The organism is Jeotgalibacillus terrae (assembly GCF_016908195.1).
In the GTDB taxonomy this organism is placed as follows: Bacteria; Bacillota; Bacilli; order Bacillales; family Jeotgalibacillaceae; genus Jeotgalibacillus; species Jeotgalibacillus terrae.
On sequence record NZ_JAFBDK010000024.1, the window covers coordinates 12,254 to 38,772 of the forward strand.

25 protein-coding genes and 3 pseudogenes are annotated in these 26,519 nt (G+C 34.0%); 18 read left to right on the plus strand and 10 right to left on the minus strand.

The window, feature by feature from the left end; all coding sequences use genetic code 11:
• Positions 1 to 89: 89 nt before the first annotated feature.
• Together JOD21_RS17180 and JOD21_RS17185 are read right to left on the minus strand one after the other, a co-directional pair.
• The gene (locus tag JOD21_RS17180) at positions 90 to 1,280 is read right to left on the minus strand and encodes a DNA cytosine methyltransferase (protein ID WP_380269519.1); all 1,191 of its coding nucleotides are present in this window, start codon (positions 1,278 to 1,280) and stop codon (positions 90 to 92) included.
• A gap of 70 nt (positions 1,281 to 1,350) precedes the next feature.
• Complete coding sequence (locus tag JOD21_RS17185) at positions 1,351 to 2,004, minus strand: hypothetical protein (protein ID WP_204730765.1); 654 nt, start codon at positions 2,002 to 2,004, stop codon at positions 1,351 to 1,353.
• Between the two features lie 591 nt (positions 2,005 to 2,595).
• On the opposite strand from JOD21_RS17185, the gene JOD21_RS17190 reads away from it, so the two are divergent.
• Positions 2,596 to 4,509: an AAA family ATPase gene (locus tag JOD21_RS17190; RefSeq protein WP_204730766.1), complete on the plus strand. Its 1,914-nt coding sequence runs from the start codon at positions 2,596 to 2,598 to the stop codon at positions 4,507 to 4,509.
• 285 nt (positions 4,510 to 4,794) lie between these two features.
• Here the strand turns inward: JOD21_RS17190 and JOD21_RS17195 are convergent, their stop codons facing one another.
• Together JOD21_RS17195 and JOD21_RS17200 are read right to left on the minus strand one after the other, a co-directional pair.
• Positions 4,795 to 5,718 carry a nucleotidyl transferase AbiEii/AbiGii toxin family protein gene (locus JOD21_RS17195; protein ID WP_204730767.1) on the minus strand — a complete coding sequence of 308 codons (924 nt, stop codon included), beginning with the start codon at positions 5,716 to 5,718 and terminating at the stop codon, positions 4,795 to 4,797.
• Positions 5,699 to 6,334: a DUF6088 family protein gene (locus JOD21_RS17200; RefSeq protein WP_204730768.1), complete on the minus strand. Its 636-nt coding sequence runs from the start codon at positions 6,332 to 6,334 to the stop codon at positions 5,699 to 5,701. The genes JOD21_RS17195 and JOD21_RS17200 overlap by 20 nt, the downstream gene beginning before the upstream one ends.
• 967 nt (positions 6,335 to 7,301) lie before the next feature.
• On the opposite strand from JOD21_RS17200, the pseudogene JOD21_RS17205 reads away from it, so the two are divergent.
• Both JOD21_RS17205 and JOD21_RS17210 read left to right on the plus strand, forming a co-directional pair.
• Positions 7,302 to 7,667 (plus strand): annotated as a pseudogene (locus tag JOD21_RS17205) (ArdC-like ssDNA-binding domain-containing protein).
• 45 nt (positions 7,668 to 7,712) lie between these two features.
• Complete coding sequence (locus JOD21_RS17210; protein WP_204730769.1) at positions 7,713 to 7,898, plus strand: hypothetical protein; 186 nt, start codon at positions 7,713 to 7,715, stop codon at positions 7,896 to 7,898.
• An 88-nt stretch (positions 7,899 to 7,986) separates the two neighbouring features.
• On the opposite strand, the gene JOD21_RS17215 is transcribed toward JOD21_RS17210, so the two are convergent.
• Complete coding sequence (locus JOD21_RS17215; RefSeq protein ID WP_204730770.1) at positions 7,987 to 8,319, minus strand: hypothetical protein; 333 nt, start codon at positions 8,317 to 8,319, stop codon at positions 7,987 to 7,989.
• Positions 8,320 to 8,441: 122 nt separating this feature from the next.
• Here JOD21_RS17215 and JOD21_RS17220 point away from each other — a divergent pair, with 122 nt between their 5' ends.
• The 7 genes and pseudogenes from JOD21_RS17220 (at position 8,442) to JOD21_RS17250 (ending at position 12,474) form a co-directional block, all read left to right on the plus strand.
• Complete coding sequence (locus JOD21_RS17220) at positions 8,442 to 8,615, plus strand: hypothetical protein (protein ID WP_204730771.1); 174 nt, start codon at positions 8,442 to 8,444, stop codon at positions 8,613 to 8,615.
• A 321-nt stretch (positions 8,616 to 8,936) separates the two neighbouring features.
• Positions 8,937 to 9,416, plus strand: coding sequence for a hypothetical protein (locus JOD21_RS17225; RefSeq protein ID WP_204730772.1), 480 nt, complete (start codon positions 8,937 to 8,939; stop codon positions 9,414 to 9,416).
• 190 nt (positions 9,417 to 9,606) lie between these two features.
• Positions 9,607 to 10,002, plus strand: a complete 396-nt coding sequence (locus JOD21_RS17230) for a DUF6075 family protein (protein ID WP_204730773.1) — start codon at positions 9,607 to 9,609, stop codon at positions 10,000 to 10,002.
• Between the two features lie 29 nt (positions 10,003 to 10,031).
• Positions 10,032 to 10,793 carry a hypothetical protein gene (locus tag JOD21_RS17235; protein WP_204730774.1) on the plus strand — a complete coding sequence of 254 codons (762 nt, stop codon included), beginning with the start codon at positions 10,032 to 10,034 and terminating at the stop codon, positions 10,791 to 10,793.
• Between the two features lie 210 nt (positions 10,794 to 11,003).
• Positions 11,004 to 11,429 (plus strand): hypothetical protein, encoded by a 426-nt coding sequence (locus JOD21_RS17240; protein WP_204730775.1) that lies wholly within the window; start codon positions 11,004 to 11,006, stop codon positions 11,427 to 11,429.
• Between the two features lie 14 nt (positions 11,430 to 11,443).
• Positions 11,444 to 12,121: pseudogene (locus JOD21_RS17245) on the plus strand (IS1595 family transposase); the annotation flags it as partial.
• Positions 12,122 to 12,189: 68 nt separating this feature from the next.
• Complete coding sequence (locus JOD21_RS17250; RefSeq protein WP_338032923.1) at positions 12,190 to 12,474, plus strand: hypothetical protein; 285 nt, start codon at positions 12,190 to 12,192, stop codon at positions 12,472 to 12,474.
• A gap of 95 nt (positions 12,475 to 12,569) precedes the next feature.
• Here JOD21_RS17250 and JOD21_RS17255 read toward each other — a convergent pair whose 3' ends face one another.
• Both JOD21_RS17255 and JOD21_RS17260 read right to left on the minus strand, forming a co-directional pair.
• Positions 12,570 to 13,004, minus strand: coding sequence for a ribbon-helix-helix domain-containing protein (locus tag JOD21_RS17255; RefSeq protein ID WP_204730777.1), 435 nt, complete (start codon positions 13,002 to 13,004; stop codon positions 12,570 to 12,572).
• Positions 12,976 to 13,770: a ParA family protein gene (locus tag JOD21_RS17260; RefSeq protein WP_239581671.1), complete on the minus strand. Its 795-nt coding sequence runs from the start codon at positions 13,768 to 13,770 to the stop codon at positions 12,976 to 12,978. Before JOD21_RS17260 ends, JOD21_RS17255 begins: the two co-directional genes overlap by 29 nt.
• Before the next feature lie 340 nt (positions 13,771 to 14,110).
• On the opposite strand from JOD21_RS17260, the gene JOD21_RS17265 reads away from it, so the two are divergent.
• The 5 genes and pseudogenes from JOD21_RS17265 to JOD21_RS17285 form a co-directional block, all read left to right on the plus strand.
• Positions 14,111 to 14,941, plus strand: a complete 831-nt coding sequence (locus JOD21_RS17265) for a ParA family protein (protein ID WP_204730778.1) — start codon at positions 14,111 to 14,113, stop codon at positions 14,939 to 14,941.
• Complete coding sequence (locus JOD21_RS17270; RefSeq protein WP_204730779.1) at positions 14,934 to 15,293, plus strand: DUF5388 domain-containing protein; 360 nt, start codon at positions 14,934 to 14,936, stop codon at positions 15,291 to 15,293. Before JOD21_RS17265 ends, JOD21_RS17270 begins: the two co-directional genes overlap by 8 nt.
• Before the next feature lie 821 nt (positions 15,294 to 16,114).
• A complete protein-coding gene (locus tag JOD21_RS17275; protein ID WP_204730780.1) occupies positions 16,115 to 17,494 on the plus strand; it encodes a primase C-terminal domain-containing protein in 1,380 nt (459 codons plus the stop codon).
• 381 nt (positions 17,495 to 17,875) lie between these two features.
• Complete coding sequence (locus tag JOD21_RS17280; RefSeq protein WP_204730781.1) at positions 17,876 to 18,454, plus strand: hypothetical protein; 579 nt, start codon at positions 17,876 to 17,878, stop codon at positions 18,452 to 18,454.
• Between the two features lie 24 nt (positions 18,455 to 18,478).
• A pseudogene (locus tag JOD21_RS17285) lies at positions 18,479 to 18,898 on the plus strand (Tn3 family transposase); the annotation flags it as partial.
• Positions 18,899 to 21,083: 2,185 nt separating this feature from the next.
• On the opposite strand, the gene JOD21_RS17290 reads toward JOD21_RS17285, so the two are convergent.
• The 3 genes from JOD21_RS17290 to JOD21_RS17300 form a co-directional block, all read right to left on the minus strand.
• On the minus strand, positions 21,084 to 21,263 hold the full coding sequence (locus JOD21_RS17290) for a hypothetical protein (RefSeq protein WP_204730782.1): 180 nt from the start codon (positions 21,261 to 21,263) through the stop codon (positions 21,084 to 21,086).
• A gap of 74 nt (positions 21,264 to 21,337) precedes the next feature.
• On the minus strand, positions 21,338 to 22,213 hold the full coding sequence (locus tag JOD21_RS17295; RefSeq protein WP_204730783.1) for an ImmA/IrrE family metallo-endopeptidase: 876 nt from the start codon (positions 22,211 to 22,213) through the stop codon (positions 21,338 to 21,340).
• 5 nt (positions 22,214 to 22,218) lie between these two features.
• The gene (locus JOD21_RS17300; protein WP_204730784.1) at positions 22,219 to 22,428 is read right to left on the minus strand and encodes a helix-turn-helix domain-containing protein; all 210 of its coding nucleotides are present in this window, start codon (positions 22,426 to 22,428) and stop codon (positions 22,219 to 22,221) included.
• Between the two features lie 140 nt (positions 22,429 to 22,568).
• Between JOD21_RS17300 and JOD21_RS17305 the strand changes: the two genes are divergently transcribed.
• The 3 genes from JOD21_RS17305 to JOD21_RS17315 all read left to right on the plus strand — a co-directional run bounded on the left by JOD21_RS17305 (position 22,569) and on the right by JOD21_RS17315 (position 26,175).
• Positions 22,569 to 23,030 (plus strand): hypothetical protein, encoded by a 462-nt coding sequence (locus JOD21_RS17305; RefSeq protein ID WP_204730785.1) that lies wholly within the window; start codon positions 22,569 to 22,571, stop codon positions 23,028 to 23,030.
• A 261-nt stretch (positions 23,031 to 23,291) separates the two neighbouring features.
• A complete protein-coding gene (locus JOD21_RS17310) occupies positions 23,292 to 25,220 on the plus strand; it encodes a nitroreductase family protein (RefSeq protein WP_204730786.1) in 1,929 nt (642 codons plus the stop codon).
• 4 nt (positions 25,221 to 25,224) lie between these two features.
• Positions 25,225 to 26,175: a methyltransferase domain-containing protein gene (locus JOD21_RS17315; RefSeq protein WP_204730787.1), complete on the plus strand. Its 951-nt coding sequence runs from the start codon at positions 25,225 to 25,227 to the stop codon at positions 26,173 to 26,175.
• The last annotated feature ends 344 nt before the right edge of the window (positions 26,176 to 26,519 follow it).

Below are 26,519 nucleotides of genomic sequence, written 5' to 3' on the forward strand. Positions count from 1 at the left end.
AATTAGGGGATGAGTGTGTAACGGGAGAGAATTAAGATTGAAATAACGTCGTTAAATTTAAAAAGGACTTCATTAAGAAGCCCTTAAAATTATCTCACTAATTCTTTTTCATACTTATTTTGTTCTGGATCTAAAGTGAATTCATTACCATTGTAATAAGCTTTTAAGAAGTCAGCTATTGGTTGAGAAATTGCTTTCGCCAATAAACAAGGAACTGCATTGCCAATCTGCTTGTAGATAGAACCAAGGCTGCCTTTCCAGATGTAATCAGCTGGGAAGGTCTGTATTAAGCTACATTCAATTGCAGATAATCGTCGATGTTCAGATGTTTCAGGTAGGATCCATTCGTCAGTGCCCAACTTAATCATAGGTTCTCCACTTGGATGTAATGGTGCGTGACGACCACTTGCTTGAATTGTAAAGCTCGTTTCATTCCAAGCGCGTTTACGGTTACGACTTAGAAAACGGGAAGAAAAACCACTCTCATAAATCTCCCCAACTTCATTTGGTTTCAAATGCCCAATTGCATCTTTCAACGTGACATAGGGTTTGTCAGTGTCGAAGCCATCTCCATGTGTAGGATATGGGAGTTTATATTTAAACTCTTTACTAATGTCTTGACGAACTCCAATAATAAAGACCCGTTCCCTGTCTTGAGGCACACCATAACTCTTAGCGTTAACTAAGTGGTAAGTTACTTCATAACCCTGATTTCTGAAATCCTCTACCATTGCTTCGATAATCCTTCCGCCACCCATAGTGACCATTCCTTTAACGTTTTCAGCAATAAAAAACTTAGGATTAGACGTACGTAACGCTCGTACAAATTCTCGGTAAAGGAAGTTTCGTTCATCGGTTATAAGTCGATTACCAGCTAAAGAAAATCCCTGGCATGGGTATCCCCCAACAACCACATCAGCTTTAGGGAAAGATTTTACATTTCGTACATCCCCGCGTTCTACATAGGTATCAGGGTGATTAACCATATATGTTTCACAGGCATCCTTATCTATCTCATTCGCCCATATTGTCTTAAATCCAGCCATTTCCAATCCAGTATCAAGGCCCCCAGCACCAGCAAATAATGAAACCACTGAAAACGGCAGTGATTCTTGCACGGACCTATTTATGTATTCGCTATAACCAATATTAAGTAAGTCCAATATAGCATCTGATAATGATCGATTTTCTTTTTCAGCTAATAATTCGATTTTATTAAGAAGTTCTCTATGTTTAGCTTGTGATAAAGAGATAAGTTGAGTTTTTTTCAATTTAAACACCCTCATTTGGTACATTTATTTTATATAATATAAATGTACCAATAAATAAAAGAATGTCAACATTTAAGCTTTAATTTCCGAGCAATCGATGTCGATAAACATAAAAAATAAACTCTTCACCCTGGAGATTGACTCTTGTTACTGTAGTATCTATTTCAAGGTTGCTACTAAAATCAGAAGCGTTAGGGAATTTTGATATAAAAGAAATGCCAGGTGCTGTTCGAACAGGACTCGGGAATGAGTACATCTTTCTATGACGGACTACACCATCTCCATAATCCCCGAAACCGGTTTCTTGCGCATTTAAATGGCTGAACGCTTTTTCTCTATCGTGATTAAAAAAATCTCCGTCACAAATAGTAAAGTCTTGTAGATATCCAAAATCTCTGTCAGTACTATAGCGAGCAACTGCATAATAACATTCTCCAGAGATATCACCATGACTAAAACCGCCACAAGGAATGGTAGAGTTAAACTGAATTTGTGAATTTGTTTTCAGTGATTTCAATTCAACCCCTACCCCATCGACAATTAAGTCAGGATGCGCATTTGCTCCAAGTTTTTGAATAGTGTAGGTTTCTAAACCATCTTCAAACCAATCACTGAACTTTTCAGCATTGCCTTTAATATAAATATTAGGGTTTCGATGCCTTACTAGTTGGTTACACTTCATTTCAAAAATTTCTGTTGCTATCCTTAATCCATGTTCTTCGGTTGTATTCATTTACTTACCTCCAGATAAAGCGTCCCTTACTATTATAAATTTTCTTTAATCCTTAAAATATATAAATAGTTTTGCGAAATCACTGGCCGTTTTAAAATTCTAATCTTATACTTTTTATAGAGCAGAAAAGAGACAGACCAAGTATCTTGATCCATCCCTTCTTACTCAATCTCTCCATAAGCTTGAGTATATTATTCTCAAATGGAACTAAAATTTACTTATATATATTATGAACCATTTGTAGTTATCTGTGAAGGATGAGTCGGGTTTATCTTAGTCTCTCTTTGTGTTTGTGGAAGGGGATTATTCATGAACGTGGAGGTTAAAGTTAACATTAAAATTGATTTTAAAATCATAGTAGCAATATTTTTTCACGTTTTCTTGATAACTTCTAATCTATAAAAGTTTTTAGTAAGCGATATTCACGAGCTATTAAATGCGCAGTGAAGTATCGCTTTTTATACGGAAATTTTCTTCGATAAGATGCTAAAAAAAACTTAATATGATCGGAATATACTTATTGAAATTTCTGATTTTAAGTATCCACATTATAGTTTTAATGTAATAATATACATATAAAGGAGGTTGACCATGAAAATAAAAGAATTTACTATTAAGAACTACAAGAATGTCGGAATTGATGAAGTTTGTACAATTAAGTTTCCAAATAAATCTGATGGACACTCAGATATGCTCACAATAATTGGGGAAAATAACGTAGGTAAATCTAGTGTGTTAGAAGCATTAAGAATGTTTTTTCCTTATGAAAAGCCACATTGTCCAAGTTTAGACAGATTTCCTAAAAAAGTTGAGCCTAATTCTCTTAATGAAGAAGAACATATGGAAATTTGCGTAACATTTCATGAATTTAATGAACAAGATTTAATGAAGAATGAGATAAGCAGATATATTTATAATGATGAGTTAAAAATAAAACGTACCTGGAATGCTCCAAACTTAAATGATAAGGACGTACCATACTTTGCCTACATTCAAAAAGCTTATATTCATGAGCTAGAGGATGTTAGAACATGGAACAGTGCTGCATTTAGAGGTGTTTCAGATGAATTGAAACTCATCTATGATCAGTTCTGTGTAGATCAGAGTTTTTCAAATGGGACGATTCCAGCAGGGAAGAAAGAGGACTTTACTCAATTTATATTTAACCAAGGAGACACACAATTAATTAACTTTTATGATCCTCAATGGATGGCTAATCCCAATGGACTTAGTAGTGTTCTTAGGTCAATAATGCCTAAAGTAGTTTACATACCTGCCATGAAATTGTTAGAAGATGAAACTAATACATCGAAAGCCAATTCTGCAGCCAAAAACCTTATGTCATCCTTAATAGAAAAAAATATGCGAAGCTCAGAAAAATTCGTTGCATTTGAAACTGCAGCATCTGACTTAACAAATGAATTTGTTGGAGTTAATCGCCATGAATCTCTTAACGCGCTAGAAGATTCTCTTAACACTAAATTGAACCGTTTAATGGATATTGAAGCAATAGTAAACTTCAGTCCGCCGGTAATCGAAAAATTACATGAGAATACAACATTTTCACTTAAGTATAATGATGTGGAGACTACAACAGAAAACCAAGGAAGCGGTGCTCAAAGGCTACTAATATTATCATTACTAGAGTTAATGTCTGAAGAATTAGATGAGCCTATTGATGAAGGAGCAGATGAGGTATGGCAAAGAAGCTATTTGTTTTTAGTTGAAGAACCTGAGATATATTTACATCCTCAATTACAGAGAAAAATGAGAGACTCTCTTTTGAAAATATCTGAATCTCAACTTTCACAAGTTATTTGCACTTCACATTCTGAACATTTTATTGATTTAGCAGACCGTCATCAAGGAGTTGTTATAGCAAAACGTTGTAATTCTACCGGCGCTACAAAGTTTTTTCAAGTAGAAGAAGACCTTTATAATGGAGACAGCGCCTCAGAAAAACGCAATGCCATGCGAATGCTTTTGAATTTTAATTCGACGACTCTAGAGTCTTTTTTTGCAAGAAGAGTGATTCTAGTTGAAGGAGATTGTGAAATTGCCAGTTTTAAAGCAATTAAAGATGTTCTTATTTCTGAATATCCAGGTAAAAAAGAGGCTATAGAAAATTGTTGTAAAGATATAAATATTATTTCTTGTAAAGGAAAACTGACCCAAAGAACATACTGTGAAGTTTTATCTCACTTCGGGATTGAACCCGTACTTATTCACGATCTAGATGGGGAAGCATATAATTTAGGGAATAACATGAGAATGTTACAATCTATCAACTCCGATGAAACTAGAAGGCTCTATCATAACCCAAACTTTGAGGAACATATTTTTGGAGAAGCGTGGACAAATGATAAGCCATGGAAAGCAACAAAGCTTATTACCCAAAGTTTTCATCAATATCAAGAGGGTTTACTAAGGTATTTTAACTTTGTTATAGGTGAAGACGCTGCAGACTCTTTGGGGATTGAATCATTAATTGAGTCAGGAGTATAATGGCGTCTGTATTAAAGTTAAGCGTTTGCGATTCTTAGTAAACGAATGTCCTTATTCTTCCATGATGAATAAACATTTACGTATCATTGAAATTTAATCTACCAATAAAAGCCATAGCAAATTTGCTATGGCTTTCTCATGGATTGAAGCAAGAGGCAACCCGGCATCTGCAACTAGGGATGATGTCAGTCTATGCCATCCTATATTCTTATCATAAAGGATTGCTTCAATTTTATTTATATTTTCTCGCTAACATCTCAGTGATTCACCGATTGATCCTTTTCTTTATGAAGTTGGTATAAGATCACTACTCAAGATTTCCCGTATACTTCTTATTACCTCCCCATAAGAGACCTCTTCAAATAACAGCGTTGATGTGATGTCGTTATAATCTTTTTTATATACATCTTGATCGACAATCACGCGCAGCGTTTGAATTAAGTCATATCCGTCTTGAGAAGAGGTGTTTCGTTCAGAGTTTTTTCGTTCTGCCCGGACTTGGTGGAATAAGGTTTGAAATTCTTTCTTGATGAATTCCGTATACGTCCAAATGCTATGTAAATCATATAGATGTCTTGAATAACGATGAAATTTTTTCTCTTCGTAGTAATCGCAAATCGCAAAGAGTTTATCAATAAAGGTGCGATCAATTCGCTGGACATTTAGTTCAAATTCTTTTAAATCGTATTGCTGGATGATATCCAGTTGTTCTTCTCTTTTAAGAAATTCAAGGATATAACTTGAAGCTGGCATTCGTTCGCATGGAAATGACTTTATGGCGATGAACGTTTCAACGAGCAGCTCTTTTCGAATGAAGCCATCATAAGAATCTACTTGTTGCGGATAGCTCACTTCATATTCATTATGATCTCTTCTTGAACGAATGTTGCTTTCATTGAGTAAGGTCAAACCAGCCTTTTCGATCCCAACTATAATGCCTTCTTTAAATGCTTTTTTTTGACTTTGGGTCGGTTTGTCATTTGCAGTATAGTTCAAATCAATATCTTCTGAAAATCGTTTAATGACGCCGTAACATTTTGAAAGGGAGGTCCCTCCTTTAAAGACAAGGGTCGGGACCTCGCCCACAAGAAATTCTAATACATACGAAACAAAGTAATCTTTCTCTACTTGCTCTTCAGGGATCCCCGTATCTTCAGGTGTTGCAGCGATGATTTCTAAAAATGCTTCTTTATCTTCGTGTAAGTTCATCCCATAACCCACTTTCATATAACGCTAATTTGGTTTTTTGCGGATAGCTTTGGATACAGGCTTGGATTTCCTGTTGATCCATTTCACCTGAGGCCAGATAATCGATGATTCGTTGTTTGGCGGATTCTAGTGGTTTTTCACTGTATTTATCGTAATTCGTGAGTAAGTCCAGCACTTGAAGAAGCTTATAATTTTTTTCAGTTACGTTAATGCGCGGTTTCCTCAGGATCACACGTCTGTTTTTTAAATTAACCACTCTTTTGATGTTCGTTTCTTTATTGGTAATAATTTCAATCATACCTGGTATTTGAGTCGTTAAATTTAAATCATTTGCAAAAGCAAGTCCCGTTCGATACCCAATCAGTTTATCTTCTTTATACAAGTATTTTTTCTTAATAATTTTATTAACACTTAATGATTTCTTTTTAAGTAGAGAGTCAGGTCTTGGGATAAAGTAGATCCCTTTATCAAAACGGATAATCTGTTCACGATCTGTCAGTCGCTTTAGATTTTGTCGTAGTGTTGTATCTTTCCCCATCATGTTATTGCGGAGATCTTCAGGGAAAATGGGCTCATTATACCCGTAGTTTTCAAGTAAATAACTCATCAAATCCATGTTGTTTCACCTCCAGGTTACATTATAACATATTTATATATAAAATATATAAAAGTGTTACATATGCTGTTAAATATAGTATGTCCAGATTAAATTTATTTATACAGCCCTTCTAGCTTAAATAGAATTACCTCTGAACTTCCAAGCTTATCAGCCTAGGATGGTTCAACATAAAGGTGGCTAGGTCTGTGAAAGATCATATCATTTCTAGATGTAAACGATTAACATATCTTTTGAAAAGGATATATGACAACAATAATAATGTTGTTGATATCAACATATGTTTTAATGTTTACACTCATTTATAAAAGAGATCATTCTTAAGCTATTTAAGGCTTCTGAATTGTCTCTTTTTTATTGCATAAGAATTTCTCGAAAAGAATTTCCTCATAGATTTGTGCCCTTTTAATTAAATGCCTGAAAGTAATGATAAACCCCAAAGGCTAACCCTTCCATTCCTTAAGGCGGCAGCACTAACGGTCTGAGCAAAAAGCAAAGACCGCTTTTTGTCATGCCGTAGGTGTCGCTGCAGTATTAAATGACTCGATAACCACGGTCTGTACGGCTTACGCCTACATTCCGTAGGTTCCTGATCCCTTAACCTCCGGCACATCCTGCACGAGCCGAAAACCTCCAAATAAAAACCAAATCGGAAACCAGCCTGGCGGCTGCTATGTAAGAACATTTGCCTTTTTGCCTTCCGAATCGTAAGACGGAGCAAGGGCTCTAAGCGTCTGGCCGGTAGGACACCCGACCCTTTCCGGCCACACACTAAGACCCCTAGAAGGACGGTCAAGGGACAAAAAACTTTTTACTGACGGCGCTTCGCTGCAAAAACTTTTTATGTTTTTCCCTTGACCGTCCGTCTATGCTCGTCTTTCGTTCTCCTTGCAAAAAGGGCAAAAATCATCCCTTTCCTGGGACTGATTCGCTCCGGAAGGCAAAAAAATGCGAGTAGTAAGGGCAAATGAGTATAAACGTATATGAAATCGTTACAAACAAAATCATGGAAGAGCTTAAAAAAGGCGTGATTCCTTGGCGGCAGCCTTGGATTAACGGAGGAGCCGTCAATTGGAAAACGCAAAAGCCGTATAGAAGCATCAATGCCTTTTTGCTTAAAAGTGGTTAATATTCTACTTTTAACCAAATTAAAGAAGCAGGTGGAAAAGTCAAAAAGGGTGAGAAATCTCATATCGTGGTGTTTTGGAAGCTGCTTGAAAAAGACAGCGCAGATAGTGAAAACACTGAAAAAGTGCCGTTGCTACGCTATTATCGCGTGTTTGATATCAATGAGCAGGTAGATGGAAGAAAAGAATGCGCTTTTCTTGATTAGCTGCAGGCGTTGAGCCTGCAAAGTCAAAATACAAAGGAGACCAACATGACACAAGCATGGATCAGTGCACCTAAAGTGATGAGATCCCCGGCAGGTTATTATATAGGAAGAGAATTCAAAGAAATGGGTGAAGCCGTTCCTTATGATCGTTTAACAGATTACTTTCCAACAAGAATAGCAGCAGAACACGTACTGCAGACGTTTATCTATCTTGATCCAAGAAGAAAATAGCGCTGTATCAGCTAGTGTTAAAGTCTTTGTCAGTTCTTTCTTATATGATCACTCCAGGTATTCATATATTCATAACTGTTGGTGTATTTTATTGAAGTTGTGTAACGGGCGGTTGAGGGTTAAGGAGAAGCAACATTTCCAGCCCTGACATATTGGGGAGTCTTTTGATAAAGTTCCTTGCTTGTTTATAGTTTAAAAACATAAATGCTTCTAATTCGTATTGGATGTCAAAAGTGTGATCTGTGTGATTTTTCTGCAACAGGTAAAGCCTGATCACTATTTCATTTGAAAAATGATTTAATCCCTTTGACATGACTAATATAGCAACATCTGGGTTAACAGGATTTACAATGGTTGATTGAATCTCCATCTCCTCTCTCATTTCATCTGGTATCGTTACTTTGACATTGTTTGACCTCATACATTAATTCCTCCTTTTGTTATCAAAGTACATTTCGACAAAAAGGTAAAAATTCCTTTTAATTTTTAATTTATTTTAAATAAAGTAAATATATAGATATGTTTATATAGGAGATCACATTTATGTTGTCAACAACAGCGTATAAGCAGTTTTATGTATCATCATCCATTACAAACGTGACCACACTGTCAGCATTAACATATATGACAATGTATATGAATAGGCAAAGCATCTTTAATGAGATAACCCATGGTACAGATTATGAATGGCTAGATTTAAAAGCAGAAACTAAATGAAAAGATCTGGGCGTCGGCACTGACGGTCTAATCAAAAAGCACAAAACGCTTTTTGTCAGGCCGTAGGTGTCGCTGCAGTATTAAAGGGCTCGATAACTACGGACAGTACGGCTTGCGCCTACATTCCGTAGGTTCCTGATTCCTTTGCCTCCGGCACATACTGCACGAGCCGAAAACATCAAATCAAGTTCAATAAAAAGTTAAAATTAAAAATCCAAAAAATGTTTATTTATAGTGTTTAAATGGTGCAATATATAAGTTTTATTTAGTTACACGGCTAAGTGTAAGGCCCATGAAGATATAGGATTTAGGAGAGGTTGTATGAATGTATTTGAATATACCTGCCCCTATTGCGGAAGTGAGATGAGTCTTGAAAATCAGGATTTTTATTGTGCGTTTTGTGTGATGGATGTAGCCCCTTCTGATGTGAAGCGTAATCATGAGCGAATCTCTGTTAGAGTCAAAGAGTTTGTATCTGAATCATACCTTGATAAGACAACGCCAGAATTAATGGAGATCTCAACTTATGAATTGTTGTCTCTATTAAAGTCTGTTCGAGCAGAAAGAACGTCGATGTACCAGCTAATGAATGCTTTTTACAAAGCAAGAGTAACCCTTTCTACAACTGATTATGAGGATTCAGAGAAGTCTTCGGGTGAAGAGTATGAACGTATTACGCGTAAGATGTTTGTACTGGAAAACATCATTAGAGAGCGTTTAGGGTATGTGCCAGGGAGGTTAACGGATCATTATTTATTCAATTATTTAGCGTCTATTAAAAAGATAAAAATAAGCCTATGATGATCCGCCAGGAGCGAAAAACAAAAGATTCAACTAAGTAATACTTTCTACCAGTCACTTAATTGGTTATAATTGACGTAAATATTCTTGTGTTTGGGTATTGTATGTTACTTTTGCTCCGGCTTGATAACCGGATTATTTACTTAGTTATATTAGTGTCTAAGCGGTATAAAAAATGGAGGTTTTTTAAATGAATTTTTCCTTTGTAAATCAGGATCATCAAAAAAAGTTTCAAGAAATTAGAGAAGCAATGCCTCTGTATACGCGTAATAACAAAGAATATCTTTCTGTTGTATTTATTATGGCCGGTGATGAAGAATTATATAGCAAAATGGCCCCTTATTTTGATGTGCAGGAAGGCATTTTATCTTCAGTCAAGATGTTTGAAGAACAGGATTTCAGCACTGCTTTTCATGTGTTAGCTAGATTAGCTGTTCATTTATTTAATCACAACGAAACGGTTGAACCACTGGAATTTATGTCTTTAGACGATCAAAGAATGGCTTTAGCCATGAATGCTATTTTATTTCGCCGTTATGGTCTTCCCTCTCCATATGAAGAAAAAGAGGAAAAGTTTTATTCGTAACCGATCTGGCAGCAAAGAGGAGCGTATGTATGAAAAGAGTTTCTTTTTCGTTATCGCCCGAGCAAACAAAACAGTATAAATCATTAGTGGAGGCGTCTTTACAGTCGCGTATACTGCGAAACTACACCTTGAATGAGTATCGATTACCAGATGATTTAAGTGTTTATCATGCGAATGCTAGGAGTGGATTAAAGCCGTTCCCTTTTCACTTTGATGAATTTACAGATGAACGTATAAACGCTCTGGTGACCCTAGTCCGTGAGCAAGGTTTTAAAGTGAACAGGTCTTCGCTCATGTCTCATATTTTAGATGAGTTGATTGAAAAGCTCTCCCATCAAGCTGAGGACCTACCTAAAGCTCGAGATATTCGTCATTCGAGTTTTTATTTTGAACGCGGAACTAGAGAAGTAATTGAAAGGCTTATTCCGTTTAGAGACAGGAATTCAACGATTGAGCGCTTTATCATCGAAGAGTATCAACCAAGACAAACACATTCAGTGCTTTTTGAGAAGCCTGTAGATCCAGAATCTTTTAGAGTTAGTATCGCAGCAGATGCTTTCAATAAGCTGGACCGTTTTGTTAATGAAACTGAAGTGAAAGGTTTGACTCGGACTGCTTTGATGCGGGATGTGATCGAACAGCTGATTGCTAAATTATCTAATGCTGATGCGAGGAAATTGATTGCTGAAGTACGGCTAAAGCATGCTTTAGAAGAATATAAAATTAAATTTGGTGAAGATGTCCTCCAAGAGCAGCTGCAGCCTTACATAACAAAGAAAGAAGAATTTTAAATTGTAGAATTAAAATTAAGGCTCGACCGTTTTAAAACAAATCTAAACGTTACATCGTTGGATTAAAGAACAATTGATGCCCTCGCCCTATTAGGAAATCAAAAATACAAACTTTCACAGTAGTTTTTCTCCTTATTCACTTATACTTTGATTAAGTGAAGTGGACAGTTAGAAAGAGTAATGCATGATAAAAAGGAATGGGTGAAGTACATGTTATTCGAGGGAAAAGTGATTGAATATGTATGCGATTATTTAACAAAAGAAAATTTTGAAATCCTGCAAAAATTATCTACAACAGAACAAGGTGACGATATCATCGCATTAAAGTCTGGAGTTAAATTGATAATTGAAGCAAAGGGTGAATCGAGTTCAAACCAAAATTCTAGCCGATATGGGAAATCATTTACTTATAACCAAGTTAAAACACATGTTGGAGTGGCATTATATAAAGTTTCAGAAATATTAACCAGAGAAATAAATAATGGTAATGATGTAGTTGTTGGTATATCACTTCCCTGTAATGAATATCATAAAAAATGCGTAAAAAGAATATCAGAAGTAATTAAATTATTAAATATAGTTGTGTTTTGGGTTAACGAAGATGGAAGCGTGGATGTAGAAGGGGATTTAATCTAATTCGGTAATCCGATGAGGGTTACTCCCTCCGTAAGTCAGTTGAGATGGTTAAAGGTGTGACCCACGTCACATTGTTTTACTGGAGACATAAATTATTATCAGCGCTAAAGCAAATTGAAATAGCGGATTTTCAAGGTATCGTTGAAATGGACGAGGCCTATTTCCTGTACTCTGAAAAAGGAAAGAGGAAAGTCGGAGGCAGAAAACCTCGTAAGCGTGGTATCAGCAAGGAACAGGCCTGTGTTTTAGTAGCAAGAGACCGTGACAAAAATACAGTTTCGACAACACTCGGTATAGGCAGAATAAAAAAAGAGCAATTGGATAAAGCCCATGGTCAAAAACTTTCATCCCAAAATGTATTATGTACATACTCTTGGCGAGCTTTCAGAACCTACGCTACTGACAAAGGAATGACCATTTATCAGTTCCAATCAGATGGAAAGGTCCGCACAAAGGGTCTTTATCATATCCAAAACGTCAACAGTTATCACAGTAGACTGAAAGGATGGATACAGTGTTTTAACGGTGTAGCAACCAAGTATCTTGATAATTACCTTGCGTGGTTCCAAGTGCTGGAGAGCATCCAGCACCAATTGAACGAAGTGACGGTAAACGATATGATAATTAAAGGAAATTTAATTCCGATTATTGGAACATATGATAAACTTAGGTTGTCCAATTTTACTAAATAATCATATTTCTTATTCAATTGACATGTCAGTTCAGGAGAATATTTGGAAATAGATAGTAGGAGGTGCTTGTGTTGAAAAAAAGAAGTATATGGTCAATTGTCTTTATTGTATTGGGATTACTTTCTTTCAGAATTAACTGGCTAATAGAAGGTTTTTTTGAACCAATTGCTCTTATAGGAACTGTTTTTTTATTGTTAGGAGTTGTAGTTAGCTTTTTTGCTATCTTTAAGCAAGAAAAAGGTAATATGAAGTTTATTTCACTTGCTTCTTTTTTTATAATCCTTTTTTTAATTACTTGGTTTAAAACATTTGAAATCGTCCTTATAATGACTTGGCTTAAGAATGTTACTTAACTAACGGTGAGTGTTAATTGTACAAGCCATTAATCCATTAATAAAAACGAAAAAAACTTCCAATAATATGGAAGTGTTTTTATCATATTTGGTGTCTAGGATTTCTTTTCAATTACTCCATAGCCCTCTAATAAAGTCCTTATCCCTTGATTAATTAGTTTTGACTTATCACCCTTTTCGCCCCTGGCAGCGATCTTATCTACTTCACTTGCTAAGTCCGGATCCATATAAAATGAAGTAAAAACTTTTTTAGGCTTTTTCTTCACCGCTTTTTTACCAGTTGCCAACCTTCTTAAATATTCGTTGTCATTAACAACGTCATCATTTTTGACATATACTTTAATCGTATTTTCGTTATCAATGGTGGTGTTGTTTGAACTATTATCTTTAATAGAGACACCTTTATCGTTATTTATATTATGTTCAGTTTTATGATCTTTTGTGTTGTCGTTAGCATCATATGAATTAAAGAATGCCTGAGATGCATTGGGTTTTCTGATTTTATCTTTGAGGCTGTTTTTGCTGGACACGTTTTTTCAGCTCCTCCACAAATGGAATATAGTACTCTAATGCATTCTTCAATTCAGGATTACCGTTAAATCCAGCAATGGGCAAACGTCTAGTGGAAGCTTTTCTTTTAATGACCGTATTAAATTTTAGGTGAGGATATTCTTCTTCAATTGATTCCAGCATCGCTTCATTTTCTTTCGCTCTCGCATCGATTAAAGAGAATAAAATCCCTGCAGTGTTTAAGTTAGCATTATATCGATCTCTTGCTCCCTCCACCATTTCAATAAATTTAGGAATGGCGTAATAAGCAAACATAGAGCCATCAAACATAATGACCACATGGCTGCCGGCTTCTGAATATGTACTGAGTGGGAGAATGGTTTGTTCTGAAAGAGATGGCGGTGTATCAATAATAATCCAATCGTAATCCTCTATGATTGGCGCCAAAGCCTTCTGAAGAGCATCAAGCTTCAGTCTTTTTGAATACATTTGCCGCGGCAATGTTGCAAGAAAGTCATTAGAAGGAATGAGATCCAGGTTATCTTGTATACGGATAATGTAAGGCCTGGCATCACCCTCAAGAATTGCTTCTAGTACCGTTTTTTCTTCAAATACATTACAGATATCGTATTCTCCGGTTAGAAAGCTTGTCAGATTACCCTGGCCATCCATATCAATCGCTAGCACCTTCTCTTCCTGACTTAACAAGTAAGAAGTGATACCACTGCTGGTGGATTTAGAACAACCACCTTTACTGATTCCAAAGGTTATTATTGTTGCTGTCAATATCGACACCCCTTTCAGTATATACAGTAATATATATGATTTGATTGCTGACAACATTACTACATAGATGTAATTAATAAAGATTGTAAACATGCTTTGGTCTTTGAAAATAACATTAAGATATATGTCAATGTATATGATATTGAGATATAAGCTATATATAAGTGTTTTAATATGTAAATTTTAATTAATACCATGTTCTCTTTCTAAGTAAAGGTAAAAGGGTAGTCATACAATAATGAAAATGATATGCTTTATATAACTTTTATTCACTTGTATACAAGTCTACAAATATACAAATCTACATAATATATATTTGTTAATTTGAAGGAGGATCCACATGTCAGAAAACTCTTGTACAGTCGTTACTTTTGGGAATTTCAAAGGTGGGACAGGAAAAACAACAAATAGCACAATGATTGCTTACAGCTTGGCTAAAATGGGCTACAAGGTGTTATTAAGTGATCAAGATCCACAAGCAAACGCCACTAGCCTTTATTTAAAGACAAAAGCTTTGATTACTGACGATATTGTGAGTTTTGAAAAAACCTTAATGTCTGCGATTCAGTCTGAAGATCTTTCATCTATCGTTACAGAAATAAATGAAAATCTTTTTCTGCTGCCAAGCTTCAGTGACTTTGCCCTATACCCTAAGTTTTTAGAAAAGAAATTTGCTAGCGATATTGACCGGGTTCAATATTTTTCTAGTTTGATTGAGCCACTCAAGTCTGACTTTGATTTTATCTTTATTGACGTACCACCTACGATTTCAATCATTACAGACTCAGCGTTATATGCTTCAAATTTCGTCGTTGTAGTACTTCAAACACATGAGCGCAGCTTACAGGGAGCAGAAGTATTTACAACGTATCTTCAATCTTTAATTGATGATTATGGAGCAGATATGGATATCCTCGGCATTCTGCCTGTATTATTAAAAAATGGGGCTCCTGTAGATGTAGCTACACTTGAAAATGCGAAAAAAATATTTGGAAAGCACAACCTGTTCAAAACCCTTGTGAAAAATATGGAACGATTAAAGAGGTTTGATATTACGGGCATCACAGAAGAAGACATGCATGATAAACGAGTCATCAAAAGTTATAACAATGTAGCAACAGAATTTCTCGAGCGTCTACAACAAACTGTGGGAGATGAAATTAATGTCTGATCTGCTCAGAAAGAAAAACAAACCAATTCTCGATCGAGGTAATTCCATTAAACCTAAGACTACATTTAACTTAGAAGAAGCAAAAGATACAAAACCAGTAACTGAAAGTGCGGGTACGATCAGAGAGCCAGCGAGAAAAAAACCAGCATCAACCTCTACTACTGTTAGAGTGAGTGCAATGAACAAAGATAAGTTAAATGCCCTGGTTACATTAGGGGTTGCTGATAATGTCGATAACCTTGTAGATATTTTAATGGATGAGTATGTGACATCTATATTGTCCAAAGATGAAAAGAAACAATATTCTATGATCTTAGATGTCTATAATTTAAAGAAGAACAACAAGAAATAAGTTTATAAATATTCATGTAAAAAACAGCCTAAAACGTATTCTAGGCTGTTTTTTATATGCGCGTTCAAAATCCGAAAAACTTGTAGATGAATCTACAAGTAGACCGATCTACAAATCTACAAGTAGACCGATCTACCGATCTACAAATCTACAAATCTACAAGTAGACTGATCTACATTGTGAAAGAAATAACAATCAGTTTATAAATTACAAATACTATTATAAAGCGATTTAAGAGAATAGTAGATATCAAATATTCAGACTATAATTATTATAAACAGTCTACATGTATATCAATCTACAAGTAGACTAATATACAAATCTACAAATCTACATGTAGATCAATCTACAAATCTACAACATTTATAATACCCCTCAAACCCTGTTGTAATAGGGTATTTCCTTCTTTATACTTGGACTATATCCGCTTGGAAAGTATTAGTATATTTCTCGATCTGAAATGCACTGAATCAAAAAGTATTTTTTCAACTACCGTATTTTCTATCTAACTTAAATTCGTCATATTAACTTCATAAAAAGATCAAAAAAAGAGAGTGCTGCTGTCAACAACACTCTCTCAGGTAAGCTAGTCTACGGCCATCAACCAAACTAACTTTAATAGGCATCATGATGCTGTCAACATCACGATGAATTCACATAAATATATGTATATAGATAATATATGATGTGAAAGTCTTTTACAAGAATTTTTGCTAGACAAAAACTAGCAAATTGTGAAGTATTCCTATGCACTAAAAGGTTGTGGTCGCTATGAGCAAAAGCTTACAGCGATCTTTTTTGTGTAGAGGAGGGAAAGGCTTATGAATACATATCGAGCAATATTTAAAGACCAGCTAACTGAAACACCTAAAGTGCAATCAGAAACGCAAGAGTCTGGATATAGCAGTCATCTGGGCTGGGTGTTTCTCTGTAATCAATTTACCGATCCACCAAAATCATTTCGGACGTATTCTTCTTTATATAGCGCATCAGAAACTTTCACTTATTACACACCTAATACCTTTTATCGTAGAGATCAAAGACATGCCGGAGCACTTCGCTGGCTGAATGCTATGGTGATTGATATTGACGTGAAGAATGGACAAAATGAAGGGTTAATCTTACCGGATGTACTAGACCTTATCACAAACACAGGTCTTCCAGGTCCTTCTCTAATTGTTTCTACTCCTTCTGGAGGGTTTCACGTTTATTGGTATTTTAGCCAGGCTAAAAGAGCATTGCCGAAAGTGACAGAGCACTATAGGCGTATTCAACAAACTATCGCAGAAGCAGTGAATGGAGATCCTCAAGCTGTAGGAGCAGAACGTTGGTTTAGAATCCCTACACATCAAAACACTATCTATCAAAGTGACAACCGCGTTTCCTTTGATGATTTATGTAATTGGTTTTCTATACATATTGAAGAACAGACAGAAGAGAAAAAGTCGATTTGCGCAGATGCTGCAAATCTTCTTCAGCATGCTGCCATTCAAAGGCTGTTACAAGGCGTTTCGAAAGGTCAGAGAGATAATACTTGCTATACGCTCGCTTTAGCATTTAAAGCATCAGGATATTCAGAAAGTGAAACTGAAAGCAGCCTACATGACTGGAATAAGAAAAACCAACCTGCTATGACGCAGCTGGATGTTAAACGAAAAGTGAAAAGTGCTTTTAAAAAAAGTGCACCACTTGGACCTTCTGCATATTGGATTAGAACATTATCCGGCTTAGCTTTTACTTATAAAGTGTGGGATGAAGCTAAACCACGTGAAGAGAGAAAATATAGTCATTTTGATGAGTGGGAGAAAGACATTATTCGCTACCTAAAAAAACAAGGTGGCCAAGTTTGTGCTGCACAAAGAAAGATTGCTCAAGCAATTACATCATCTTCAGATCGGTCAATTTCTATTCCTTATTCAACCTTTAAAAAAGTAATTGATTACCTCGTGCAAATTGGAATTATTTCAAAGAAGGTTGAGGGGAAAGGAAGAGCTGCGGTTACATATTTAACACTTAAAAAAGACTATAAAGTTGTTCCTTTCAGGAGAAAAACTAAGTCTAAAATTAATGGGCTCGATTCAAATACATTTATAGATCAGGTGGTGGGGGGGACTTTTTTTGGTCTCTCACAAGCTCTTTCCCCCTATCGTTATTTTTGGGCTACGCCTATTTTGTATTTGATCGGAAGAGAAATTCCTTAGTGTTACTTATTTATTCTTTCGAATACTTTGTAGCTATGGTCTTTCTTTGTCTTACGAAATCTTTCCATTTTAGTTACTCTTGTATTGTGGTAGATATTGGTGGTGGGGTTGAAGTGTGTTAGGAGTTTGTAGTTAGTAGTAAGTCAGAGACTTTGTATAGCAGAAGTGTTAGTTAGTCGTGTAAATAGTATGAGTGAGTAGAAGAGATAGCTAAGAAAGATTGGTTAGAGGTTGTGAACAGTTAGGGATTGAGGTTATTTATGAGTGGAAGAGTGTAAGTTGTGGGATAGTGATCGTGGGTTTATTGGGGGATGGGTTTTAGAAATTTGAATTTTTGAGCAGATTTTATTAGTTGAGAATGTTTTCTGGAGAGTTCGTCAGTTGTATCGAGAAAGAGATTATGATGAGACGCTTGATAAAGATAATGAATTTTATTTATCCGTTATAGAAGTGAAATCTACTCGGATTTTATCGAGGCTGAAAATGCGTGTTGTAGCCTTTGGCAGAGATCAGACAGACGCTAAAGATTTAATAAAAAGTGCAAAGGGATCCATCGGAACATTCTCCAGTGGCCATGTGAATAGTTTAAGAGCTCGGGGATGGTGGTGGTTTCGCACATTCCGTCCTCTTTTTCGTTGGGAATACAGTAAAAGAATTTATTCTATGGAGCGTATGAAGAAACGGGTGGTACCTGGGACAGAAGAAATGGCCGCTATGATGAGGCTTCCCAACGAGCGCGTTCAAAATATTAAATTAAACCAGTTGAAAATGAGTCCTACACCATTACCAAAAGAAGTGAAAGAAGCTTCTTTCACTTGGGGATTTTTATTATCACAGACAAAGGCAGTCTGTGATAATGATTTAGCGTTTTTACGTTATCACGCAGCCTTTAGTGTGGCATGTCTGGTATGTGCGAATCAACAGCTATGTATAACTTGGTTGAAGATTTACTTACGTTAGAAGGATCTGGTGAATCAATTGGTCTTAGCTAAAGCCTTACGCGAAATGAAGCGAATAGAAAAAACAATCTTTATTCTTACTTACATTTTAAATGAATCATTAAGAAGAAAAATACAAAGAGAATTGAATAAAGGAGAAGCCATGAATGGACTGGCAAGAGCTATTTTCTTCGGAAAACGAGGAGAGCTTAGGGAGCAAACCTTACAGCATCAGCTTCAAAGGGCCAGTGCTTTAAACATAATTATCAATGTCATTAGTATCTGGAATACGTTACATCTCACAAAAGCAGTTTAGTATCAAAAACAGTCTAGTAGTTTTAATGAAGAATTATTGCACCATATGTCGCCTCTAGGTCGGGAACATATTAATTTGCTAGGAGAATACCATTTTAATTCCGAGAAAATGGTTTCTTTATATACATTAAGGCCATTGAAATTTTCTTAACGTTGTTAAAAATGTTTTTAGCGTTGTAAATCCGCATTTTCCTGACACTTCCCATTAAAAAGAAATCAAAAAGCATCCTATTTGATTTCTTTTTGATTGATGTCATATTCATATTGTTTTTCTAAATCTTTTAGATTTCTTATTTATATCTTTTAGATTTATTCTAAGTAATTTTTAGTAGGAAGCTTTAATTTAAACGTCAGAAAATACAAAGGGTTGATGGTTGTTATAGAGGATTCTTCCTAAAATAAACAAGTTTTTCATTATGAAATTATATTTAAACTATTAGTAAAAATGACATTGAAGCTTTGAAAAGAGTGATAGTTTACTGCTAACTACAAAAGCTGCAGCGTAAGACATTAGTTTGAAAACTAATAAAAAACAATTCAAAAGAGATACCAAAAATATGGTCGATTTTATGTGGGATGTAAATGAGGTAACTATAGAAACATACTATAAATTTGATCAAAAAATTTAATAGCTCGTCTAAATACCAAATAAATGTGGCTGAAAAGTTCCCATGAAAAAATAAATTTTTATGAGGAACAAAAAAATAAAGAAATGCAGTGAAAAAGAAAATCTGTGCAGTGGATAGTTTCATCAAGTGTCTTCAATAAAAACCTTGCTACATCAAGGGTTCAGAGTGGAAAAATAGCTAGTTAACGGGTACTAACTACTTTTTGACTAATTTTCTTTTTAAAAAGCTAGTAGGTCTACTAGCTTTACTAACGTTCCCACTTATCGTAATGATTTAAATTCTTTAATTTATTAAATCCCATTAAATTCAGTCTATTTAGATTAAATTAAGCACAATATTTCTGATAAGCTATCTCTTTCTGCGGGCTCTTTAGTAATTGAACGAGAGAGAAAAGCTTTGAAAAAAAAGAAAAAGAAAAAATAACCTGTTTGAAAATTAATTGGTCCCTCCTAAGATCAGGCCAACATTTTATTAAAATTGGTGAAAAAAAGACAGGTGCATATTTTTACTGAAGATAAAGTAATCCATTCTACAAACAATCTGCTTAAATAAATCAAACGTTACTCAAACATAGAACAAAAAGTGTGTTTGAGTAAATAAAGCTATCATACTTGCATGATTCAAACATATACTCACATTTGACCTGGTAGTTGATGTAAGTGTATTTGTATCACTTGTATAACGCTTGAATAGTTAAAGCAAACGGGCAGTGAATCAAACAATATATTAAACAGTATCCCTCTTAACTGCTCAAAATCAGTTTAAAAAACACCATTTTTTCATCAACTAAAACGGATCCGTTTTTTCCTTACTAATACAGTAATTTAAGTAGTTTAGTGTTCTAGATAATTCTCTTCATAAATTGACTCGAAAACGTGTGTAAATGAAAAGAATAATAAAGATGCCTCCACCAAACTGATATGAATCGCAAAGGGATGTCTATGATTTTGGCATTATCAAAACCACTTGTTTATTTTTTGCTTAATATAGTTAAGATTATTCATGAATATTTGAAATTCAAATATTCATGAATTTTTTCAAATTAAACTATATAATCAATTAGCTACAAGGTTCTTTATATATCATAAATTATTTCAATTTATTTCAAATCGAAAACCTTAAATAATCTCAAATTTACTGAAATATCGCTTACTTCAAAGTAGTCCGCTTTCAAAATTCTACACTAGCTAGTAATCGATTAAATGACTTAAATGGTAATTAAAATTTTTTAAAAAAGACCCTATTTGTTAGTTGGCCATAACTAACAAATAGGGTAGTACCAGTGTACTAGCATTTAAGCTACTCTTCTACTGATATATCAGCATTTTTGTGCTTACAGTAAACGCAACTATTATACACTCAAATGGCTAAAGTTAATGATATTTCTGCCCGTACTTCTCAAGTATTATTAAAAGTTAATATAGTTCGGACAGATCCAATTATGCATAATGCCAATATCTATTTATTTGATCGAATCTCTTCGAATTTTTCATATTTAATGACTAGCGGAGCACTGAAAAGTTTTTCTCAATAACTTTCTAAAAGAGTGTTTCATTCAAATCCCTAATCACTACAGAATACTCATCATCTATCGAGATTTTTCCTTTGTGCTTTAATTAGATTTCAAAATCTGGAATTCATTTAATAATCAAATGTGCTCTTTCATCTATTGATGTATAGTAATAACTTTATCTTCCATTCCATAAATTATTTCTTTAACCTTACAGTTAGCCGCTTTCTCGTCTGGCCAATAACCGCAGAATATTCACCATCCATTGGAGTCTTTACTTTGTTTTCCATAATAATACCCACTTCTTTGAAGCTATTGATAATGAATTCGATCTCTTTTTGCAGCTGCTCTTCTGATTTTCCGTCATTGTAGTACATCTGAACACCTCTTTTTCACAACATGTCGTATATGGCAATTAAGAATGAAATATTTATCCTCCACACAGAAACTTTTAACCCTTTTCTTTCAGACTGATAGTCGCCACTTGATCATTATTGTTTCTAGATTTAGGATTTAACCTTCCCGGCTTTAGAGTAGAAAGCATTTCTATATCTTTCTGTGGCAATTGCAAATCAATAATCAACTCTTCTTCAGTTTTTAGCCCATGTTCTAAGATCATTTCAATAGCTCTTGATAATAAAGTAGGGGAAGGAACATGTAAAACATCATCAAGAGGTTCTTTCTTTTTCATTTTCCGAAAAGCCATTTGTTTATTTAGATACTTATACTGATTTTCGCTAATATAATCCAGGTCATAACATCTGCGAATCATAGCCGCCATAGATACTTTCCAATATCTTTTTAAGTCTTTAAAATGCTCCAGCTTAGGTGATACTACCATTCTTATAAATGCTTCTTGAGGCAATAAGAATGCAGAAGCAAAACGGTCAGCCTGAGCCTCCATACGTTTCAATTCTTCTCTGGATAATTGTTCTTGGTCATCAATAATGTGCCGATGCATTAACAAATGTCCTAATTCATGAGCACAATCAAAATTTCTTCTTGCAGCAGATTTTTTATCATCTCCAAGAATAATTATCGTACGTTTCTCTCTGGTCTGGCAAAATGCATCAATCTTATTATCATTTATTTCAAGTGCAGTAACCACAATCCCATGTTTCTCGAGTAAATTAACCATGTTTGAAATCGGTTTATCTCCTAATTCCCAATAATTCCTTGTTAAAAGTGCCAGTTCTTCGATCGTTAAATTGTCACATTCTTTATCTTCAAACCTTGTAGTATCCGGAAGGTTTAATTCTGGAAAGTCGATAAATTGTTCTAAATATGAGTGGATCTTAGCGACCCACTTTACTCGAATTCGTTGCATTTCTTTTAGTTTTGGGATGTTCGTGAAGAAGCTCTGAAAAACGTATTTCCAGTTGCTTCATCCTCATCCTTTCCGTAAAAGTATACTTTAGGGAAATCCAAGGTGTTAACTAAGTACATTAGGGTTTCAGCTTTTGGAGTGGACTGACCTAATTCATATTGTGATATGGATTGCTTTGTTACTCCCACCTTTTCAGCTAATTCTGTAATTGTCATACCACGTGACATTCTCCAAATTCAGATAGCATTTATTTATTTTAAATAATATAATTTTTAGAAATTTTAAAATTCGATTTGACCAATCTATACCTAATGTGGTAAGTTTTATCTAATTAAGGAAAAGGAGTGGTAATAATATGAATTTAGCAAAACAATTATCTACAGAAAAGGAATTAATCTTTAAGCAATTACCAAATTTGTTAATTCAAGATTCTAAGACTTTGAATAGATATTATATTCAATCAGAAGAATTACGAACACACTTAGTAAAAAACAAAAAAGAGAATATGGATAATACAATGACATTTTTAATTCCAGATGGTAATTTCGTTGATGAAGTTGAATTTGTCCAAATTACCGAAAATCCATCAGTTTTGATCAAATTCCCTAAGGGAAATGAACAATACTATTTAACTTCAGATCAACTAAAAGAATATGAAGTTAAGTCAATTGAAGAAATGATGGAAATGAATGATAATTATTTGACATTTATTATACCTACTGGTGATGAATTCCTTGAAGATATCCCTAACATGGCCCCAGCAATGCTTCAAAGTGGAACACCGAGAACTGAATTTGGCAAGCCAATTGACCGATAATTACATTAATTTTTTAAAGGCTGCTAATTACATTATATGTAATTAGCAGCCTTTAAAAATATATAAAATAAAATTAACTTTAGCTTGAAATTTATAAAAAGCTTTCAACCATAACAACTAGCTAGGTGTTAAACAATTAAAAGAAAATGTAGTGACTGTTAAAATTCAAACTTGTTCTACAAAGTTAGTTTAAAATTAATCACTTGCGAAGTTTACATTAATAGTATATTTAAGCTATTTCAGATTTTAAGGAGGCATAATATGCTGTCTGTTGTTAAAGAAAAAGAATACATAATAAACCCCAACCTAATGATCATACAAAGTAAGCTTTATTCACCTTCCTATGCAGGTCCCGGAAAATGGGTGATTTATAATCCATTAACAAAACAAGCTTTGTTAGCTGTTGGAAAAGATCGTCTTCCTGACATCGTCCCGCTACTTACTGACAATTCTAAAAATACTCTCACTTTGAAAGATATTAAAGAAAGAAATATTGAAACACTTATTGAAAAAGGTATTTTTATAGAATTTGATGGCTTCATAGAAAACTTTAAAAGCTCAACTTTCGTTGAAAAATATCATAATGCAGTTTTTGATTTTCCTTTTAGAGATTACAATGATAATGAATGGTTACAAAAGGACCATGAAACTATGGATCACTATGCGAAACTGTGGGAGCATCCCCCCGTGTTTACTAAGCGAAATGGCTTGGCTTATGAGATGCCTGAGACATCCTTGGAAAGTTTAAAAATCGATGAGAAAAAGATATCAGAAAAATTTATTTCTGTATTGCTAAAAAGTGTTTTTGGTCCAATCAAAATTAAAGGAAAATCTCCTAATATTATGGTGCAAAAGTTAAGTCCTTCAGGTGGAGGAAAACATCCCATTGAAGGCGTAGTTTTCCTAAATAAAGCTGTAGGAACACTTGATAAGGGAGTTTATACTTATGATCAAGAAAACCACAAGTTAGTATTAAATGACGAATACGTCTTAGAGTCAGAAAATTCTGATGATGATACTTTTAAAATACTTATAAGAGCAAGAGTTGATAGACCCATGTGGAGATATAGAGAAATCAGATCATTTCGTGCTGTTTTGTTAGACGCAGGTCACCTGATTGAAAATATAAGACAGATTTGTGAATTTAATGGGTTCTATACAAAAATCACACCAAGCATAACCACAAAAAATCATACTTCTGAATTTGAATGGATGAAAGAACCAGAAATATGTAGCTTAACTATTTCTATGAAAAATCATGAAAAAACAACACATGATTCAGCAAAAGAACTTAAAGGGTTTCAACAAGAAGGTAGGTACTTAACTAATCCGAGCATTTATTTTACATTTGAAGATGGAAAATTAATTTGTAATTCGTTGTGGCCCAAAATAGTTGCCAATGAAATTAGCTATAAAGATTTTGAAATATTAACCCATTGTCTACCTTCAAGAAGGGGAGACCGAGATATAACTGATAAAGGTATATTTAAAGAATTTTTAGTCAAAAAAAATAATATAGATATTTTAACTGATTTAAATTTTTTATTGCCTGAAAAAGTTGCGAAAAGTATGTATAAAGAGGTGTTCCAGTGGAGTAGCCATAATTGGTATTTAAATTTCCTGGTGCATTGCGAAGTTATCAATTCTAAAAATAAAAAAATATCTTCATATAGATTAGATCCTATTATTTCAAATATTGAAAAGAACTTTGAAAGAAGAACTACTCGAAATTTTATTAATCATCCAATACCGACAGATCAATTAAATAGAATTATTAATGAAGCTATTCCTAAAGATGATCAAACCACTGAGCTAATAATTAATGTTAAAAATTCTGAAGGGATAATTCCAGGTTTATATAGCTGGAAAAATAACAGCCTTACTAGGTTGGGCGAACATATATCTCCAGAGCAGGTTCGAGAACTTATAATTGGACAAGAGTGGGCTGGGACCGGTTCAGTAGATGTTTGGATTAAATCATGTATCGATACATCAGACCCATCAAACTATGAAATGGAATTTATAAAGCTTGGCTCTGTGGCACAAAGAATTTGTATATCATGTACAGAAGATAATATTGGTACGTTTATGACCCCAGCAATAAAAGATAAAGAGGTTTTAAACACTTTGAATTTACCAAATGTTAAAAATATAATTTTATACCATATGACTATAGGATATCGAGGTTAAAACTGTGGATTATACAAATATAAACAACTATTTCTTTGAGAATAATTGGATTTTTTTTCGTTTAGAGGAGAAGTTTGTCTTAGTAGATAATGAAGAAAATTATATATCATTTGTAAGTGAAAGTTTATTTCTTAAAATCACAGAGTATATTTCAACAAATAAATTGGAAGATGAAAAAGAGATTACTTTAAGTCACTTAGTCAAAAAATCAAAAAATATGACTTCCAGACCTACTAAATTTGAACTCAGAAGTGATACATATTCTGAATATAATTTTTTAGCGGAATTTTATGACAAGCATTGGGGAGATTTTTATGAAGGCCTATACCCACTAATTAAAAAGCACTACGATGAATTTGCATTTCCAGATGAGAAAATATTGGATATATGTTGTGGAACTGGGCAATTTATAAGAAAGTTATGGAATGAAGGTTATAATGTTACAGGGTTAGATGGTTCAGAAGAAATGATTAATGTGGCAAAAGTGAATAATCCTAATGTAGAGTTTTTAGTTAAAGACATAAGAGATTTTAACTTTCCAAATGAATATAAAATGATTACATGTTTATTTGATAGTATAAATCACATTACAAAAAATGAGGAATTATTAATAGTTTTTAAAAATGTTTATAATAGTTTGACTGAAGGTGGAAAATTTATATTTGATGTAAACACTTACAGAAACTTTAATGATTATTGGAACAATGAATTCGAAATAATAGAAGATCAATATAGAATCTCCATAAAAACTAAGTTCCCAGTTAAACCTGACATTGCAAGTATGAATATTAAAGTTTTATCACTTCAGAATGACACTATATTAAAAGAAAATACAATTTTAGAAAGATGTTACGAAACAAGTGAAATTAAGCAAATGTTACTAAAATGTGGTTTTAAATCTGTGAATTCCCTAGAAGATAATTCAGGTAGGTATATTTTTATTGCAGATATATAAAATGCTAAAAGGAATTATTGATTTCATTTTTCGAAGGTTATGAATATGAAATAAATACCTTTATTGGTTTGATGTATTAACGAACATGATGTTCTAGGATTTATAATAATTACTTCAATAAACTCTATTTTCAAGATTGCTTATATAATGCACAAAATCTTTTTTTGGTGAATTTAAACATTAAATTGTTTGTTGGGTTAAAAATTTTGTATCTAGTTCGGATCACTCTTTTTATCATTTTTAATAAATTGAATCGATTTCATAATTGCTCTTTTTAAAAAAGCCAATAAAGCGCCTGTTCTCTAAAATCGATATTTTTTAATCTTTCATTTGAAGCTTAAGCT